This is a genomic window from Streptomyces sp. NPDC058240 (assembly GCF_042882135.1).
In the GTDB taxonomy this organism is placed as follows: Bacteria; Actinomycetota; Actinomycetes; order Streptomycetales; family Streptomycetaceae; genus Streptomyces.
The window spans coordinates 91,591-107,283 of the sequence record NZ_JBHVWT010000005.1; the positions used below are offsets into that span (position 1 = coordinate 91,591).

At 71.7% G+C, this 15,693-nt stretch carries 12 protein-coding genes; 9 read left to right on the top strand and 3 right to left on the bottom strand.

What is annotated here, in order from left to right; translation table 11 throughout:
- Window positions 1–270: 270 nt before the first annotated feature.
- The 4 genes from ACFVX4_RS12415 to ACFVX4_RS12430 all read left to right on the top strand — a co-directional run bounded on the left by ACFVX4_RS12415 (window position 271) and on the right by ACFVX4_RS12430 (window position 6,678).
- Window positions 271–2,010 carry an amidohydrolase family protein gene (locus ACFVX4_RS12415; RefSeq protein WP_389975101.1) on the top strand — a complete coding sequence of 580 codons (1,740 nt, stop codon included), beginning with the start codon at window positions 271–273 and terminating at the stop codon, window positions 2,008–2,010.
- Window positions 2,007–3,470 carry an aldehyde dehydrogenase family protein gene (locus ACFVX4_RS12420; RefSeq protein ID WP_389975104.1) on the top strand — a complete coding sequence of 488 codons (1,464 nt, stop codon included), beginning with the start codon at window positions 2,007–2,009 and terminating at the stop codon, window positions 3,468–3,470. Before ACFVX4_RS12415 ends, ACFVX4_RS12420 begins: the two co-directional genes overlap by 4 nt.
- A gap of 246 nt (window positions 3,471–3,716) precedes the next feature.
- Entirely contained in the window at window positions 3,717–5,282 is a 1,566-nt protein-coding gene (locus tag ACFVX4_RS12425; protein WP_389975107.1) for an APC family permease, read from the top strand.
- Between the two features lie 220 nt (window positions 5,283–5,502).
- Complete coding sequence (locus tag ACFVX4_RS12430) at window positions 5,503–6,678, top strand: macrolide family glycosyltransferase (protein WP_389975110.1); 1,176 nt, start codon at window positions 5,503–5,505, stop codon at window positions 6,676–6,678.
- A 21-nt stretch (window positions 6,679–6,699) separates the two neighbouring features.
- Here the strand turns inward: ACFVX4_RS12430 and ACFVX4_RS12435 are convergent, their stop codons facing one another.
- Complete coding sequence (locus ACFVX4_RS12435) at window positions 6,700–7,404, bottom strand: endonuclease (protein WP_389975113.1); 705 nt, start codon at window positions 7,402–7,404, stop codon at window positions 6,700–6,702.
- Window positions 7,401–8,036 (bottom strand): DNA polymerase ligase N-terminal domain-containing protein, encoded by a 636-nt coding sequence (locus tag ACFVX4_RS12440; protein ID WP_389975116.1) that lies wholly within the window; start codon window positions 8,034–8,036, stop codon window positions 7,401–7,403. The genes ACFVX4_RS12435 and ACFVX4_RS12440 overlap by 4 nt, the downstream gene beginning before the upstream one ends.
- 216 nt (window positions 8,037–8,252) lie before the next feature.
- Between ACFVX4_RS12440 and ACFVX4_RS12445 the strand changes: the two genes are divergently transcribed.
- From ACFVX4_RS12445 to ACFVX4_RS12455, 3 genes are read left to right on the top strand one after another with little or no spacing between them, the layout of a single operon-like run.
- On the top strand, window positions 8,253–9,614 hold the full coding sequence (locus tag ACFVX4_RS12445; RefSeq protein ID WP_389975119.1) for an MFS transporter: 1,362 nt from the start codon (window positions 8,253–8,255) through the stop codon (window positions 9,612–9,614).
- 32 nt (window positions 9,615–9,646) lie between these two features.
- Entirely contained in the window at window positions 9,647–10,258 is a 612-nt protein-coding gene (locus ACFVX4_RS12450) for a TetR/AcrR family transcriptional regulator (protein WP_389975122.1), read from the top strand.
- Window positions 10,255–11,271 (top strand): DMT family transporter, encoded by a 1,017-nt coding sequence (locus ACFVX4_RS12455; RefSeq protein WP_389975125.1) that lies wholly within the window; start codon window positions 10,255–10,257, stop codon window positions 11,269–11,271. The genes ACFVX4_RS12450 and ACFVX4_RS12455 overlap by 4 nt, the downstream gene beginning before the upstream one ends.
- Here the strand turns inward: ACFVX4_RS12455 and ACFVX4_RS12460 are convergent.
- Window positions 11,243–12,751 (bottom strand): CehA/McbA family metallohydrolase, encoded by a 1,509-nt coding sequence (locus tag ACFVX4_RS12460; RefSeq protein ID WP_389975779.1) that lies wholly within the window; start codon window positions 12,749–12,751, stop codon window positions 11,243–11,245. The genes ACFVX4_RS12455 and ACFVX4_RS12460 overlap by 29 nt on opposite strands.
- Before the next feature lie 288 nt (window positions 12,752–13,039).
- Here ACFVX4_RS12460 and ACFVX4_RS12465 point away from each other — a divergent pair, with 288 nt between their 5' ends.
- Both ACFVX4_RS12465 and ACFVX4_RS12470 read left to right on the top strand, forming a co-directional pair.
- Window positions 13,040–13,885 (top strand): LLM class F420-dependent oxidoreductase, encoded by an 846-nt coding sequence (locus tag ACFVX4_RS12465; protein WP_389975127.1) that lies wholly within the window; start codon window positions 13,040–13,042, stop codon window positions 13,883–13,885.
- 157 nt (window positions 13,886–14,042) lie between these two features.
- Window positions 14,043–15,524: a peptidoglycan D,D-transpeptidase FtsI family protein gene (locus tag ACFVX4_RS12470; protein ID WP_389975130.1), complete on the top strand. Its 1,482-nt coding sequence runs from the start codon at window positions 14,043–14,045 to the stop codon at window positions 15,522–15,524.
- The last annotated feature ends 169 nt before the right edge of the window (window positions 15,525–15,693 follow it).

Sequence of the window (15,693 nt, forward strand, 5' to 3'; positions counted from 1 at the left end):
GGTAGGGGAGAGGGGAACAAGAAAGGGAAAAGAGGACCCGTCCAACCACCCCCCCCGTTGCGGGGAGGGGGGGGGGGGGGTCGGGGCCCCCCCCCCCCCCACCCCCGCTCCTCAATCGCCGGAGGGGCTTGAGTTTGCCCCGCTCGGACCAGCGGCGTCTTCCCGGACCGCCGCTCCGTGGGGCCGGGGTGCGTACCGCGGCCGTGCGCACCCCGGCCGCACAACCGCCCACCGCAGAAGCACCCACCCACCACAGAAGGGAACCCCGTCATGCTCGACCACCTCATCCGCGGAGCGACCGTCGTGGACGGCACCGGCGGGCCCTCGTACCCCGCCGACATCGGCATCCGCGACGGCCGCATCGCCGTCGTCGCCGAACCGGGCACCCTCACCGAGGAGGCCGTGACCGCCGAGGACGCCACCGGTCTCGTCCTCGCACCCGGCTTCGTCGACCCGCACACCCACTACGACGCCCAGCTCTTCTGGGACCCGTACGCCACCCCGTCCATGAACCACGGCGTCACCACCGTCGCCGGAGGCAACTGCGGGTTCACCCTCGCCCCGCTCCACCCCGAGCGCCCCGAGGACGCCGACTACACCCGCCGGATGATGGCGCGGGTGGAGGGCATGGCCCTCAAGGCGCTGGAGGAGGGCGTCGACTGGAGCTGGTCCAGCTTCCGCGAATACCTCGACGCCCTCGAAGGGCGGATCGCCGTCAACGCCGGGTTCATGGTCGGGCACTGCGCCCTGCGCCGGCACGTCATGGGCGCCGATGCGATCGGCGGACAGCCCACCCCCGCACAGCTCGACGCCATGCTCGCGCTGTTCCACGACGCGATGGACGCCGGAGCCTGGGGGCTGTCCACCACCCAGTCCGCCACCCACTCCGACGGCGACGGGCAGCCCGTCGCCTCCCGGCACGCGCTGCCGGAGGAGCTCCTCGCCCTCTCCCGGGCCGTCGGCGAACACGAAGGCACCCAGCTCGAAGCGATCGTCGCGGGCTGCCTCGACCAGTTCTCCGACGAGGAGATCGAGCTGCTCGTCGACATGACCGCCACCGCCGGACGCCCGCTGAACTGGAACGTCCTCACCATCGACGCCGCCGTCCCCGAACGCGTACCGCGGCAGCTCGTGCCCAGCGAACGGGCCCGCCGGGCCGGCGGCCGGATCGTCGCGCTCACCATGCCGATCCTCACCCCGATGAACATGTCGCTCGGCACCTTCTGCGCCCTCAACCTCATACCCGGCTGGGGCGACATCCTCGCCCTCCCCGTCCCCGAGCGCATCGCACGGCTCCGCGACGCCGCCACCCGCGCCGAGATGCTCCGCCGCGCCGACAGCAAGGAGGCCGGAGTCTTCCGCCGCCTCGCCGACTTCGGCCGGTACGTCATCGGCGACACCTACAGCGCGGCCAACGAAGGGCTGACCGGTCGCGTCGTACGCGACATCGCCGCCGAACGCGGGCTGGACCCCTTCCACTGCCTCGTCGAGATCTGCGCCGCCGACGAGCTGCGCACGGTGCTGTGGCCCATGCCCACCGACAACGACCCCGACTCCTGGGCGCTGCGCCGCGAGACCTGGGAGCACGAGGACGTCATGCTCGGCGGCTCCGACGCGGGCGCGCACCTGGACCGGATGTGCGGCGCCCCGTACACCACCCGGTTCCTCGGCGACTGCCTGCGCGGACGCAAGCTCGTCCCCCTGGAGCGGGCCGTGAAGATGCTCACCGACGACCCCGCCCGGCTCTTCGGGCTCCGCGACCGGGGCCGGATCGAGGAGGGCTTCCATGCCGACCTCGTCCTCTTCGACCCGGAACGCATCGACGCCGGGCCCGCCACCCTCGTGCACGATCTGCCCGGCGACAGCCCCCGGCTCGACTCCAGGGCCATCGGCATCGTCTCGGTCCGGGTCAACGGGGTGGAGACCCTGCGCGACGACAAGGTGACCGGCGCGGTCCCCGGCACGGTGCTCCGCTCCGGGCGCGACACCCGGACGGTGAGCACCGCATGAGCGACGGGAAGCGGCGTCTGTTCATCGGCGGGCGGTGGACCGAACCCGACCACGGCCACTACGAGGTGATCGACCCGGCCACCGAGGAGGTCGTCGGCCTCGCCCCCGAGGCGAGCCGCGAGCAGGTGTACGCGGCGGCGGCCGCGGCCCGGGAGGCCTTCGCCGACTGGTCCCGCACCCGCCCCGAGGAACGCGCCGAGATCCTCGACCGGGCCGCGGGCCTGATGCTGCGCGACCTCGCCGGAAACGCCGCGCTCGCCCGCGCGGAGAGCGGCGCCACCACCGCGACGGCCAGGGGCATGCAGGTCGCCGTCGGCGCCGCCCGCTTCCGCAGGTACGCCAGGGGCGCCCTGGAGCCGGTCGAGGAGGCCGTCGCGCCGCAGATCAACGAGGCCGGGCCGATGGGGCGGGCCGGGGTCTTCGGGGCACTAGCCGTCCGCCAGCCGGTCGGCGTCGTCACCTGCATCACCTCGTACAACAACCCCTGGGCCAACCCGGCGGGCAAGGTGGCGCCCGCGCTGGCCACGGGCAACACGGTCGTCGTGAAGCCCGCCCCGCAGGACCCGCTCTCCGTCTACCGGATGGCGGAGGCGCTCGAAGAGGCGGGCGTTCCGCCGGGCGTCGTCAACGTCGTCACCGGGTCGGGCCCCGAGGCGGGCGAGGCCGCCGTCGACAGCGGGGACGTCGACATGGTCAGCTTCACCGGCTCCACGGCCGTCGGGCAGCGCATCGCCGAGGTGTGCGGCCGGGGCATGAAGCGGCAGCTGATGGAGCTGGGCGGCAAGGGCGCCGCCGTCGTCCTCGACGACGCGGACCTCGACTCGGCGGTGGCCGGGATCGGCACCACGTTCTCCTTCTACAGCGGTCAGATCTGTACGGCCCCGACCCGGGTCCTCGTCCAGCGCGGCCTCCATGACGCCCTGCTCGGGAAGCTCGCCGCGTACGCGGGCCATCTGAAGGTGGGCGACCCGGCGGCCAGGGGCACGGTCGTCGGACCGGTCATCTCGGCCGCCCACCGCGACCGGATCGAGTCGTACGTCGAGCTGGGCAGGAAGGAGGGGGCGAGGGTCATCACGGGCGGCGAACGCCCGGCCGGTCCGGAGCGCGGTTTCTACGTCGCCCCGACCCTGCTCGCCGACTGCACCAACGACATGCGCGTCGTCCGCGAGGAGATCTTCGGCCCGGTCGTCGTGGTCGTCCCCTTCGACGACGAGGAGGAGGGCATCGCGCTCGCCAACGACAGCGACTACGGACTGATCGACTACGTCTGGTCCTCGGACGTGGCCCGCGCCTTCCGGGTGGCCCGGCGGCTGCGCGCCGGCGGGGTCGGCGTGAACACCATCGGACGGAACATGGAGGCCCCGTTCGGCGGGTTCAAGAAGAGCGGTGTCGGGCGCGACGTCGGCTCGTACGCCCTGCACGCGTACAGCGAACTCCAGTCGATCGTCTGGCCCGGCTGAACCGGAACACCCCGTGGGTGTCCGCTGAGCGGACACCCACGGGAAATTTTGAACCCCTACAAAACGGACACTGCTGCGGTTCCCGTACGGTGCTGCGATCGGGCCTCGGCCTCGCATCGGAAGGCGACGTTCGCGAAAGACCTTCAATTAATCAAGGTCTCTCCGTATTGTTGCCTGGAATTCAAGGGTGAGACGGCGGAGTCTCATCCTCCAGATGTGGAAATCGCAGCGTTTATCGTCCTTTTCATGACTCAGCTGGACGTGCGGCCGCAGGCCGGAGACACGGTACGGGGCGCCGCCCCGGCCGACAGTGGGGTACGCGGCAAGGGCCTCGGCGGGAACTCCGTCGGCCTGATGGGCAGCGCCGTCATCGGCATCTCCACCGTCGCCCCCGTCTACTGCCTCACCTCCACCCTCGGCTCCACCGCGGGACAGGTCGGCGTGCAGATGCCCGCCGTCTTCCTGGCCGGCTTCCTGCCGATGCTGCTCGTCGCCTTCGCGTACCGCGAGCTCAACAAGGCCATGCCGGACTGCGGCACCTCCTTCACCTGGACGGTCAAGGCGTTCGGCCCGCGCATCGGCTGGATGTGCGGCTGGGGCCTGGTCATCGCGACGATCATCGTCCTGTCGAACCTGGCGGGCGTCGCCACCTCGTACTTCTGGCTCCTGGCGGGCGAGATCACCGGCAACGACTCGATTGCCGCCCTGGACGACAGCAAACCCGTCCACATCCTGACCTGTCTGGCCCTGATCGCGGTCGCCACGGCGATCAGCTACCGGGGGATGACGGCCACCAAGGGCATCCAGTACGCACTGGTGGGGCTCCAACTCGTCGTCCTCGCACTGTTCGTGGTGATGGCCGTGCAGAAGGCGCACAGCGGGCAGTTCGCCTCGTCGCTGGACTTCTCCTGGTCCTGGCTGAACCCGTTCGCCGTGCAGTCCTTCGCCGCGTTCACCGCCGGTCTGTCGCTGTCGATCTTCATGTTCTGGGGCTGGGACGCCTGTCTGACCGCCAACGAGGAGACCACCGGTAGCGAGAAGACCCCCGGGCGGGCCGCCCTCGTCGCGATGGTCGTGCTGGTCGGCTCCTACCTGGCGACGGGTGTCGCCGCCCAGATGGTCGTCGGCTCCGGCACCTCCGGCCCGGGCCTGGCCAACCCCGGCACCTCCGACAACGTCTTCGCCGCGCTGGCCGGCCCGGTCATGGGCCCCGGCCTCGGCATCCTGCTCTTCGTCGCCGTGCTCGCCTCGGCCGCCGCGAGCCTGCAGACCACCTTCATCCCGGTGGCCCGCACGGTGCTCGCGATGTCCACCTACGAGGCCCTGCCCGCCTCGTACGCCCGGGTGCACCCGCGCTTCCGGACCCCGGGGAGGGCCACGATCACCGCGGGCGTCGCGACCGGCGTCTTCTACACGGTCATGACCCTGGCCAGCGAGCACGTTCTGGTCGACACGATCTACGCGCTCGGCCTCATGATCTGCTTCTACTACGCGCTGACGGCGTTCGCCTGCGTCTGGTTCTTCCGCGCCGACCTGACCCGCTCCTTCCGCGACCTGGTCTTCAAGGGCCTGTTCCCGGGCGTCGGCGGCATCCTGCTCACATCGGTCTTCGGCAAGACCCTCTACGACATGTGGGACCCGGCGTACGGCTCCGGCTCGTCGGTCTTCGGAGTCGGCTCGGTGTTCGTCATCGGCGTCGGGCTGCTGCTGCTCGGTGTGGTGCTGGTGCTGGTGATGCAGCGCCGCAGCCCGGCGTTCTTCCGCGGCGAGGTTCTGACCAAGGAGACCCCGTCGCTGGTCGTCGAGGACTGAGAGGCTGTCGGGGAGTCCGCCGAAAACCCCGTGCGCGTGAGCACGGGACGGGCTAGGGTCCCGGGCATGTTCTTCATGCATCAGATCTACGGCTGACACACGGGCGGGGCACGTACCCCGTCCCGCTGAATCCGAGTGCGCCCACGGTGATTTCCTCCCGTGGCCGACGCACCGGATCGCTGTGTCCTATCTGCCGTAGACCTGAAAAGAGTGAACCTCCATGTCACTTCGCCGTGCCCATGTCGCGATGGTCGGCATCCCCGTCATCAGCCACGTCCTGCCGAGCCTTGAGATCATCCGCGAGCTGGTGGCCCGGGGCCACCGGGTGACCTACGCCAACGACCCGGCGGTGGCCGGGCCGATCGAGGCCACCGGCGCCGAGTTCATCCCCTTCGAGTCCGTGCTGCCGGTCGCCGACAACGACTGGCCCGAGGACCCCATCGCCGCGATGGGCGTCTTCTTCGACGACGCGGTGCAGGTCCTCCCGCAGCTGCGTGCCGTCTACGACCGCGACCCCGCGGACCTGTACCTCTACGACATCGGCGCCTACCCCGCGCGCGTCCTCGCCGAGACGCAGGGCCGTCCGCTCATGCAGCTGTCCCCGACGTTCGTGGCCTGGGAGGGCTACGACCAGGACGTCGCGGCGCAGCTGTGGCAGCTGCCGGGCGCCGACGCGTACCGGGCGAGGTTCGCCCGGTGGCTCACCGACTGCGGGGCGTCCACCACCGATGTGGACGCCTTCTGCGGCCGGCCCGAGCACGCCCTGGCGACGATCCCGCAGGCGATGCAACCGCACGCCGATCAGGTCGACACCGGCACGGTCACGTTCGTCGGCCCCTGCTTCGGCGCGCGGGCGGATGCGGGGGACTGGACGCGTCCCGCCGATGCCGGGAACGTGCTCCTGGTCTCCCTGGGCTCGGCGTTCACGAGGCGGCCGGAGTTCTACCGCCAGTGCCTGGCCGCCTACGGCGACCTGCCCGGCTGGCACGTCGTGCTCCAGATCGGGAAGTACACCGACCCGGCGGAACTCGGCGACATCCCGTCCAATGTCGAGGTGCACTCCTGGGTGCCCCAGCTCACGATCCTGGAACAGGCCGACGCCTTCGTCACCCATGCCGGAATGGGCGGCAGCAGCGAAGGGCTGTTCACCGGTGTGCCGATGATCGCCGTCCCCCAGGCCGCCGATCAGTTCACCAACGCCGACCGGCTCGTCGAGCTGGGGGTGGCCCGCCGCATCGACACCGCGCAGGCCACTGCCGAGGCGCTGCGGACCGCCCTGGTCGAACTCGTCTCCGACCCGGAGGTCGCCCGCCGCTCGGCGCGGCTCCGCGCCGAGGCACGGGCCGAGGGCGGCACCACGCGGGCCGCCGACCTCATCGGGGAGATGCTGGGCTGACCGGCCGCCCCGGCGGTTTCCTCAGGCGTGGGCCCTGACGTCGTCCACGATGTGCTGGTCGAGTGCGGCACGCACCAGGGCCGCCGCGAGCACGGCGATCCCACGCCCGTCCGTCTGTTCACCCCGGCCGGCCTGTCGCGCCGGCCGGGGCGGCTCGGCGGGCTCGGCGGGCTTGGCCAGTTTCGCCAGTTCCGCCGGGGAGGTGGGCAGGCCCAGCCGCTCGGCGCCCTGGAGCGCCTTCCCGTCCACGTACGGCGCCGTCTCCGGCCACACGGCCTGCACTTCGCGTACGAAGATGTCCGCGCCGGCCGGGCCGATGCCCGGGGTCCGGCGCAGCCCGGCCCGCAGGGCGTCCAGGTCGCCGTCGGCCTCCTCGCGCAGTCGCCGCAGATCGCCCCCGTAGTCGTCGAGCAGGAGCTGCGCGCCCTCGCCGAGCTGGGTGGCGGTCCGTTCGTCGTAGCGCCGGTAGCCGCCCTCGCCCAGCGCGTCCACGCGCTGCTGCCAGGTCGCCGCGGCCATCCGGCGCGGCGAGCGCATGCCGTGGGCGAACAGTGCGCGCGCCGCCGCCACTGCCACGGAGGCCCGGATGCGGGCGCTCAACAGGTCGCTGAGGACGAGGAGTTGGTACAGGGGTTGCGGGGTGTTCCGCAGCCGGATGCCGGCCTCGGCCGCGTACGTGGTTCCGTGGTCGGCGAGCAGGACCTCGACGGTGTCGCGGGCGGTCACGAGGACCCGCTTCCCTCCTCGGCCGCGACCTGGGCCAGGGTGCGGCCGGTGCGGGCCGAACGTGCGAGGTAGGGGTCCGGTGCGTCAGGACCGTCCTGGGTGGCCCGTCCGTCCTTGGCCTTGATCAGCAGCCACACCTCTTCGCCCGGGGCGTCGCCGCCCTTGAAGCGGGTGAGGGCGAACTCGCCGTGCAGCCTGGTCCCGTCGAGCCAGAACGTCGCGTGACCGTCCTCCAGGGCCTGCTCGAACGGCACGGGCGCGCCCCAACGGTCGTGGCTGAGCGGCCGGTAGGTGCCCTGGTCCCAGACGATCACCGTGCCGCCGCCGTACTCGCCCTTCGCGATGACGCCCTCGAACGTGCGGTACTCCAGCGGGTGGTCCTCGGTCGGGACGGCCAGCCTCCGCACGCGCGGGTTCTCCGAAGGGCCGCGCGGCACCGCCCACGACTTCAGTACGCCGTCGACCTCCAGCCGGAAGTCGAAGTGCATGCGCCGCGCCTGGTGGATCTGTACGACGAAGCAGGGTGCCGCGTCCGTCCGTTCACCGTTGCCGTGCGGTTCCGGCGTCAGGTCGAAGTGCCGTTTGCCGCGATAGTCCCGGAGCCGGTCGTCGTTGTCGCCGGTCACATCCATCCGGACACCTCCTCCGGCAGCCCCCGCCCGGTGCTCCCTTCCACTGTGACGCCCCGTGCCGCGAAGCGCACCGGGACGGGTTCCGGCGCCGGTCCGCGCAAGGTATCTCGGCGTCAAGTATCTTGACGTCGAGACTATTCTGCGGGCAGTCTTCCCCTTGTTCAAGATCTCTTGAGTCGAGACATGCCTGTCGGGGCATGCCTGAGGGGGCGCGTGATGCGGCGAGGCGAAAAGGGTGGCAGGGCGAGGGCCCCGGAGGGCGGGCAGGGTCTGCTGGCCCAGCTGCGCAATCCGCCGGGCGGCCGCAATGCGCGGATCATGCTGCTCGCCCTGGCCGTGGACCGGACCGGCTCGGGGCTGTGGGCCGCGTCCTCGGTCCTGTATCTGACCTTCGTGACGCATCTGAGCGCCCAGCAGATCGGCGTCCTGCTGGGCGTGGCCGGGGTCGCGGGCATCGCCGGTTCGCCGCTGGCCGGGCGGCTGGCCGGCCGCTTCCCGGTGCGCCCGCTGCTGATCGGCTGCCATCTGCTCCGGCTGGTGACCCTCGGACTGGTCCTGGTCTGCACGGGTTTCGACGCGCTGCTGCCCGTCGTCGCCGTGACCTACCTGGGCGACCGGGCCGCCAAGACGCTGGAGATGCTCTTCGCCACCCGGGTCGCGGGCGAGCGGCGCGCGGCCTATCAGGCGCTGTCGCGCAGCGCGGCCAACGCGGGCTACGGCGTCGGCGCCGGGATCGCGGCGATCGGCCTGGCGGTGGGGACCACGGGCGCCTACCGCGCCCTGATCCTGGGCAACGCGCTGTCGTTCGTCGTCGCCGCGGTGCTGGTGTGGCGCACGAGCGAGCCGGGCGGGAGCGCCGTCGAGGCGGCAGGGGCCGGGGATGCGGCACGGGCCGGGGGCGCAGAGTCCGGTGCCCCGGTCCTCGCGGGCGAGCGGGATTCGGTCCGCCCCTCCAGCCCGTGGCGGGACCGCGGCTATCTCCGCTTCGTCCTCCTGGACATCCCGATGAACCTCGACGACTCGGTCCTCGCCGTCGGCCTGCCGCTGTGGCTGGTGAACCGCACCTCCGCACCGCATGCCCTGGTCCCGGCCTTCCTCGTCCTCAACACCGTGATGGTCGTGGTGCTCCAGCTGAGCGTGTCGAAGCGGGCCGAAGGGCCGCGCCGGGCGACCAGGGCGGTGCTGCTGTACGGGGTCCTGATGTTCGTCGGCTGCGGCTTCCTGGCCGCGGCCACCCGGGGCGGGAGCCGGGTGGCCGCGGCGGTCCTGCTCACCGCGGCGCTGCTGGTCACGCTGGCGGAGCTGATGCGGTCGGTGAGTTCGTGGGAGCTCGCGGTCCTGCTCGCGCCCCGGGGCGCCCGAGCCGCGTATCTGGGGGTGGCCGGGATGTCGCAGTCCATCCAGAAGTCCGCCGGGCCGCCGCTGCTGACGGGCGTGGTGATGGCGGCCGGGCCGGCGGGGTGGCTGGTGCTGGGGACGGTGGTCGCGGGCCTGGCGGTCGTGCAACGGCGGGCCTGTGCGCACCGGCTCGGCATCGGCCCGCCCCGGGCGGAGCCCGCCGCGCTCACCATTAGGTAGACTGACCTACCTAACTAAGGAGGCGGGTGGACATGGGCGACGCGAAGGCCGAGGAGAAGCAGCCGGTGAAGCGGCGGCGGGGGGCGGCGCGCGGCCGGATTCTCGACGCCGCCGCGCGCCGGTTCTACGCCGACGGCGTGGCGGCGACGGGCATCGACACGATCACGGCCGAGGCCGGCGTCGCGAAGATGAGCCTCTACAACAACTTCGACTCCAAGGCCGACCTCGTCTGCGCCTACCTCCAGGCCAGGCACGAGGAGTGGCTCGACCTCTACCGGCGGCGCCTGGCCGGTGCGCAGGGACCGGCGGCGGCCGTACTGGCCGTCTTCGACGCCTACGCCGACCATGCCGATCTCGCCTACGAGCACGGCTTCCGGGGCTGCGGACTGCTCAACGCCGCCGCCGAACTGCCCACCGGGCACGAGGGTCGGACCGTGGTCCGCCAACACAAGGAGCAGGTCGAGAGCCTGCTCGCCGCCCACCTCCAGGAGCTGCTGCCGGGCCAGGAGGAGAAGGCCCGGGTCACGGCGGAGCACCTGGCGTTCCTGCTCGAAGGGGCCATCGTGCGCGCGGGCCTCGAAGGCGACGCCGTACGCATGCGGCGCGCCCGGGACCTGGCGGTCTCCCTGGTGGGCGCCCTGTGAGCCGGCCGGCCGGGCGCGCCGCCGGACCGGGCATCGGCGCGCTCGCGGTCCTGCTGGCCTCGGTGCTCTGGGGCACCACGGGCACCGCGGCCACCTTCGCGCCCCAGGTCGGGCCGCTGGCGATCGGCGCCGCCGCGATGGGCCTGGGCGGCCTGCTCCAGGCACTGCTGGCCGGACGCGGCATCGCGCGGGGCCGCGCGGCGCTGCGGGCGCAGTGGCGGATCGTGCTCGTCGGGGGAGCGGGAGTGGCGCTGTATCCGCTCGCGTTCTACACCTCCATGCATCTGGCCGGTGTCGCGGTCGGCACGGTCGTCTCCATCGGCTCCGCCCCGCTGGCATCGGCCCTGATCGAGCGGCTCGCCGACGGCCGGCGCCTGTCCCGGAGATGGCTGACGGGGGCCGCCCTGGGGCTGGCCGGCACGGTGCTGCTGTGTGCGGCCGAGGCCGCGCAGGCCGGTACCGGAACCGGTACGGGCTCCGCCCGGCAGACCGTCGTGGGCGTGGGCCTCGGGCTGGTCGCGGGCGTCACCTACGCCGTGTACGCGTGGGCGGCGCACCGCCTCATCACCCGCGGCATCGGCTCGCGGGCGGCCATGGGGGCGGTGTTCGGCCTCGGCGGGCTGATGCTCGTACCGGTCCTGCTGGCCACCGGCGCGCCGCTGGTTGCCTCCTGGACGAACGCGGGCGTCGGGCTCTACATGGCGCTGGTGCCGATGTTCACCGGGTACGTCCTGTTCGGCTTCGGCCTGTCCCGCATCCCGGTCTCCACCGCGACGACCCTGTCCCTGCTGGAGCCCGCCGTGGCGGCCGTCTTCGCGGTCCTGGTCGTCGGCGAGCACCTCCCCGCCCTCGGCTGGACCGGCATCGCCCTCGTGATCGCCTGCCTCGGCGTACTGACCGCCCCGACCCGGCCCGTCCGCGTACGCGGGGGCGCGGCGGCCTCCCCGGCCCCGACCCCGGCCACCGCACCCGCCGGACCCGCTCCTACCCCTCCAGGAACACCGGATTGGTGAGCGCGGCCAGTGCCCCCGGCAGCCCCGGCACCGTCGCCGGATGCCGGACCTCGGCCCGCACATAGGCGGCGTAGGCCGGAGTCGTGCGCCACTCCACCGTGCCCGTGCCCGACTCGGGCAGCCCGGCCGTGAACAGCGTGCCCTGGTCGGTGACGAAGTGCGCGGTGCAGCCGGGCGCCCCGGCCACCTCCAGCCGCACGGTGACCGGGGTGTCGTCCCCGTCCACCCGCAGCCGCTCACCGATCCCGGCATGCAGCCCGCGCCCGCCCGAGACGCCGAAGGAGACCGTGACGGCGGACGACTCCGCGATGTACGAGTGCCCGGCCCGGATCCCGGCCACGATCGCCTCGCGCGACAGTTCGTCGGCGAGGACGACGGTCTGCGGCAGCCCCACCACGTCCGGCTCCCGGTGCGCATCGCTGTTGCCCATCGCCGCGACCCACGGCTTCGACCAACGGACGGCGGCGACCAGGGAGTTGTCCCACTCGGCGAGAGCGATCTCGTCCTCCGGGGAGTACGCCCCGTTCCACACCTCCACCGCGTCGGCCTCGCCGAAGCCGAACTTCCAGTGGCAGCCGATGCAGGTGGCGTGCGGATGGGCGGGCACGACCAGGCCGCCGGCCTTGCGCACGGCCTTGGCGTAGTGCCCGAACCGGTTGTCGCGGGCCCGGTAGCGCCAGTCCACGAACGTGCCCGGATCGGTGGCCACCGCGAGCACATGCCCGTTGCGGGTGGTGATCTCCTCGCCGGTGAGGACGAGCAGGTCGTCACCCCACAGCCCGCCCCACACTCCGTGCGCGGAGTACGTGTTGTGCTCGCTGCTGTTGATGAAGTCGAGCCCGGCCGCACGCGCGGCGGCGGCGATCTCGGCGGGAGTGCGCCTGCCGTCCGAGTGCGTGGAGTGGAGGTGGCAGTCCCCCCGGTACCAGGCCCACCCGCGCCCCTTCGCGCGCTCCGGCGGGTACCCGGGCTCCGGCGTGGACCCGGCGGGCCCGAAGCGCAGGGTGATCGTCACCTCGTACGGCAGCCCCTCGGGGGCGACGGTGTAGGGGCCGAGCGCGATGTTCCACGTGCCGGCCCGGACCGGCCCGGCGATGTAGCCGGGCGTCGCCTCGTCCGCCCGGATGAAGAAGCTGCCGCGCGCCCCGCCGGACCACCCCCGGAACCCGCGCCCGCCCAGCGCGGTGCCGCGCTCGTCGAAGATGCCGATGTCGAGGGCGTTGCCCTGCGTCCCGGCGGGCACGGGTGTCTTCTCGTACGTGTACGAGACGGCGATCTCCCTTACCCCGCACGGTACTTCGACCGGCAGGTACACGAAGTCGGGCGACCCGGTCGGCAGGGTGCCGCGCACGGTCCTGGTCCGGTCCGGGCGGTCGTCACCCTCGTTGCCGCCGTTCGGGGTCGCGGCGTCGGCGAAGCTCACAGTGCCCAACGTCAGAGCGGTGGCGGCCGTCCCGACGAGAAGGCCGCGCCTGGCCATCGGGTGGCCGTCAGCGGAATGCGATGCGGACACGCGAAGGGCTCCCCGGGTGTCGTGAGCGGCAAGGAGTGAGCGGCAAGGCGTGAGTGAGCGGCACGGAAGGACGCGCACCCGAAACCCTGGCGGCCGGCGGTGAACTCCGGAAGAACGCCGGGATACCTGAACGGGCCGGCCCCTCAACTCCCTGATTCCCCGATTTCCCCGACTTCCCGCATGCTCGGCTTTCCGCACCGCACGGCATACGTTGGGTTCTCGTCCCTCACCGGATCACGACGGAGGTGTCCTCATATGCGGATCGCCACAACGATCTTCCTCACCGATGAGACGATCACGCCGCTGCGGCTCGCCCGCGAGCTCGAACAGCGCGGCTTCGGCGGGCTCTATCTGCCCGAGCACACCCACATCCCGGTGAGCAGGGACACCCCCTACCCGGCGGGCGGCGAACTCCCGCCCGAGTACGGCCGCACCCTCGATCCCTTCGTCGCCCTCGCCCAGGCCGCCGCCGTCACCGAACGCCTCGCCCTGGGCACCGGCATCACGCTCGTCGCCCAGCACGACCCGATCGACCTGGCCAAGCAGGCCGCCACCCTCGACCACCTCTCCGGCGGCCGGTTCACGCTGGGCGTCGGCTACGGCTGGAACGTCGAGGAGGCCGCGGACCACGGGGTCGACTGGCCCGCCCGCCGCGACCTCGTCCGCGACCGGCTGGCCCTGATGCGCGCCCTGTGGGCGGACGAACCCACGGCGTACGAGGGCGAGTTCGGCTCGGTCCGGGCCAGCCACGCGTACCCGAAGCCGGTCCAGGCGCCCCGTGGCCCGGTGAACGGCCCCCGCACCCTGATCGGCGGCGCGGCGGGTCCGAAGCTGTTCGCCCACATCGCGCAGTACGCCGACGGCTGGCTCCCCATCGGCGGCCGGGGCCTGACCGAATCCGTACCGAAGCTCCGCGAGGCCTGGAAGGAGGCGGGTCGCGACCCGGAACACCTCCAGGTCGTCCCGTACGCGGTGCTGCCCAGCGCGGGGAAGCTCGCGCACTACGCGGACCTGGGCATCGAGGAGATCGTCCTGCAACTGCCCCCGGCGGGCGAGGCGGAGGTGCTGCGGGCACTCGACGGCTATGCGGAGCACCTCTGAGCGACGGATGCCCGTACCCGTACCCACGCCCGCGTCCATGCCCGCACCTGCGCCCGCGTTCATGACCAGGGATGGTTGCGGGTGCAACCATTTGCCCGGAATCAGCATCTTCCTGGGTTAAGGACCAGATAGTCGGTGAGCCCGGGAGTGGATCAGGATGAACAGGCCGTTGCGGCACATAGCCATATTCTGCGGGCTGCTGGTGTTGGGGCTGCTGCTGCGGGCGAACTGGATCCAGTATGTCAAGAGCGAGCCCCTGGCCGATCACGAGAAAAATCGACGGGTGAAGATCGCCCAGTTCGCCACCCCGCGCGGCGACATCGTCGTCGGCAGCGACGCGATCACCGGTTCCAAGGCGGTCGACGGAACGGACTTCAAGTACCGGCGGACCTTCAAGCAGGGTCCGATGTACGCCCCCGTCACCGGATACGCCTCCCAGTCGCAGGGCATGTCCCTGCTGGAGAAGACGTACGACAGCATCCTCAGCGGCCAGGACGACCGGTTCGCGTTCCGGCATGCCAAGGACATCATCACCGGCGAGCAGCGGCGCGGCGGTGATGTGATCACCACGATCGACCCGAAGGCGCAGAAGGCCGGTTACAAGGGACTGACCGACCTCGGCGCGCGGGGCGCGGTCGTCGCGCTGGATCCGAGCACGGGGAAGGTCCTGGCTCTCGTCTCCACCCCTTCGTACGATCCGTCGGTCTTCGCCGGGAACTCGTTCAAGGAAGGGGACAAGTTCCAGGCGCTCGTCAAGGACAAGAGCAAGCCGCTGGCCAACCGCCCGCTGCGGGAGACCTTCCCGCCCGGCTCGACGTTCAAGATCCTCACGGCGGCCGCGGCCCTGGAGAACGGCGTGGTCACCGACGTCGACGCGGCATCCGACGCCGTCTCCCCGTACCCCCTGCCGCTCTCCACGAACAAGATCGGCAGCGAGGCCGGCGACGCGGTGTGCAACAAGGCGTCCATGAAGACCGCGATGCAGTACTCCTGCAACAACGTCTTCCTCGACGCGGCGTCCAAGGTCGGCGTCGACAAGATGCGCGAGACCGCGGAGAAGTTCGGCTTCAACTCCGATGTCTACTCCGAGGAGTTCGGCGACATGCTCGCCACCAAGAGCCTCTACCCGAACAAACTGGACAAGCCCGGAACCGCGCTGACGGGCATGGGACAGGGCAGCCTCACCAGCACGCCGATGCAGATGGCCATGGTGACGGCCGCCCTCGCCAACGACGGCAAGCTGATGCAGCCGTACATCGTCGACGAGCTGCGCGGCCCCGACCTGTCGGTCCTGGAGAAGAACGAACCGAAGCTCAAGAGCCAGGCCGTGTCCGAGGAGACGGCGAAGAAGGTCCAGGAAATGATGGAGTTCACGGCCAAGGAGGGCAGCGCCAAGCGGGCCCTGATCGACGGCGTCACGGTCGGCGGCAAGACCGGCACGGCGCAGCGCGGTGTCAACGTGAACGACGAGGTGCCGTACGGCTGGTTCGTCTCGTACGGCAAGGCCGACGGCAAGTCGGTGGCGGTCGCGGTGTTCATCGACCCGACGGCCATGGACATCTCCCGATCGGACATCTCCGGTGGCCGGCTGGGTGCGCCGATCGCGAAGAGCGTGATGAAGGCGGTACTGGGCAAGTAGCCCGTGACCGGATCCGAAATTTCTCGGCGGCCCCGGACGCGTGTGCGATGATCGCGTGCACTCATCTTTACGAGTCACACACATCTCGCTTGTGTCCCGGGCCGTCCCGCGTTTGCACGCCGTTGGTCGTCCGTCGTTCGCGAAGCCCGGGCAAAGCGCACACTTCACC

Bases quoted from the DNA above. Each gene is read 5' to 3' on its own strand.
- ACFVX4_RS12415 (WP_389975101.1), top strand. From the start codon at position 271: ATGCTCGACCACCTCATCCGCGGAGCGACCGTCGTGGACGGCACCGGC.
- ACFVX4_RS12420 (WP_389975104.1), top strand. From the start codon at position 2,007: ATGAGCGACGGGAAGCGGCGTCTGTTCATCGGCGGGCGGTGGACCGAA.
- ACFVX4_RS12425 (WP_389975107.1), top strand. From the start codon at position 3,717: ATGACTCAGCTGGACGTGCGGCCGCAGGCCGGAGACACGGTACGGGGC.
- ACFVX4_RS12430 (WP_389975110.1), top strand. From the start codon at position 5,503: ATGTCACTTCGCCGTGCCCATGTCGCGATGGTCGGCATCCCCGTCATC.
- ACFVX4_RS12440 (WP_389975116.1), bottom strand. From the start codon at position 8,036: ATGGATGTGACCGGCGACAACGACGACCGGCTCCGGGACTATCGCGGC.
- ACFVX4_RS12445 (WP_389975119.1), top strand. From the start codon at position 8,253: ATGCGGCGAGGCGAAAAGGGTGGCAGGGCGAGGGCCCCGGAGGGCGGG.
- ACFVX4_RS12450 (WP_389975122.1), top strand. From the start codon at position 9,647: ATGGGCGACGCGAAGGCCGAGGAGAAGCAGCCGGTGAAGCGGCGGCGG.
- ACFVX4_RS12460 (WP_389975779.1), bottom strand. From the start codon at position 12,751: ATGGCCAGGCGCGGCCTTCTCGTCGGGACGGCCGCCACCGCTCTGACG.
- ACFVX4_RS12465 (WP_389975127.1), top strand. From the start codon at position 13,040: ATGCGGATCGCCACAACGATCTTCCTCACCGATGAGACGATCACGCCG.
- ACFVX4_RS12470 (WP_389975130.1), top strand. From the start codon at position 14,043: ATGAACAGGCCGTTGCGGCACATAGCCATATTCTGCGGGCTGCTGGTG.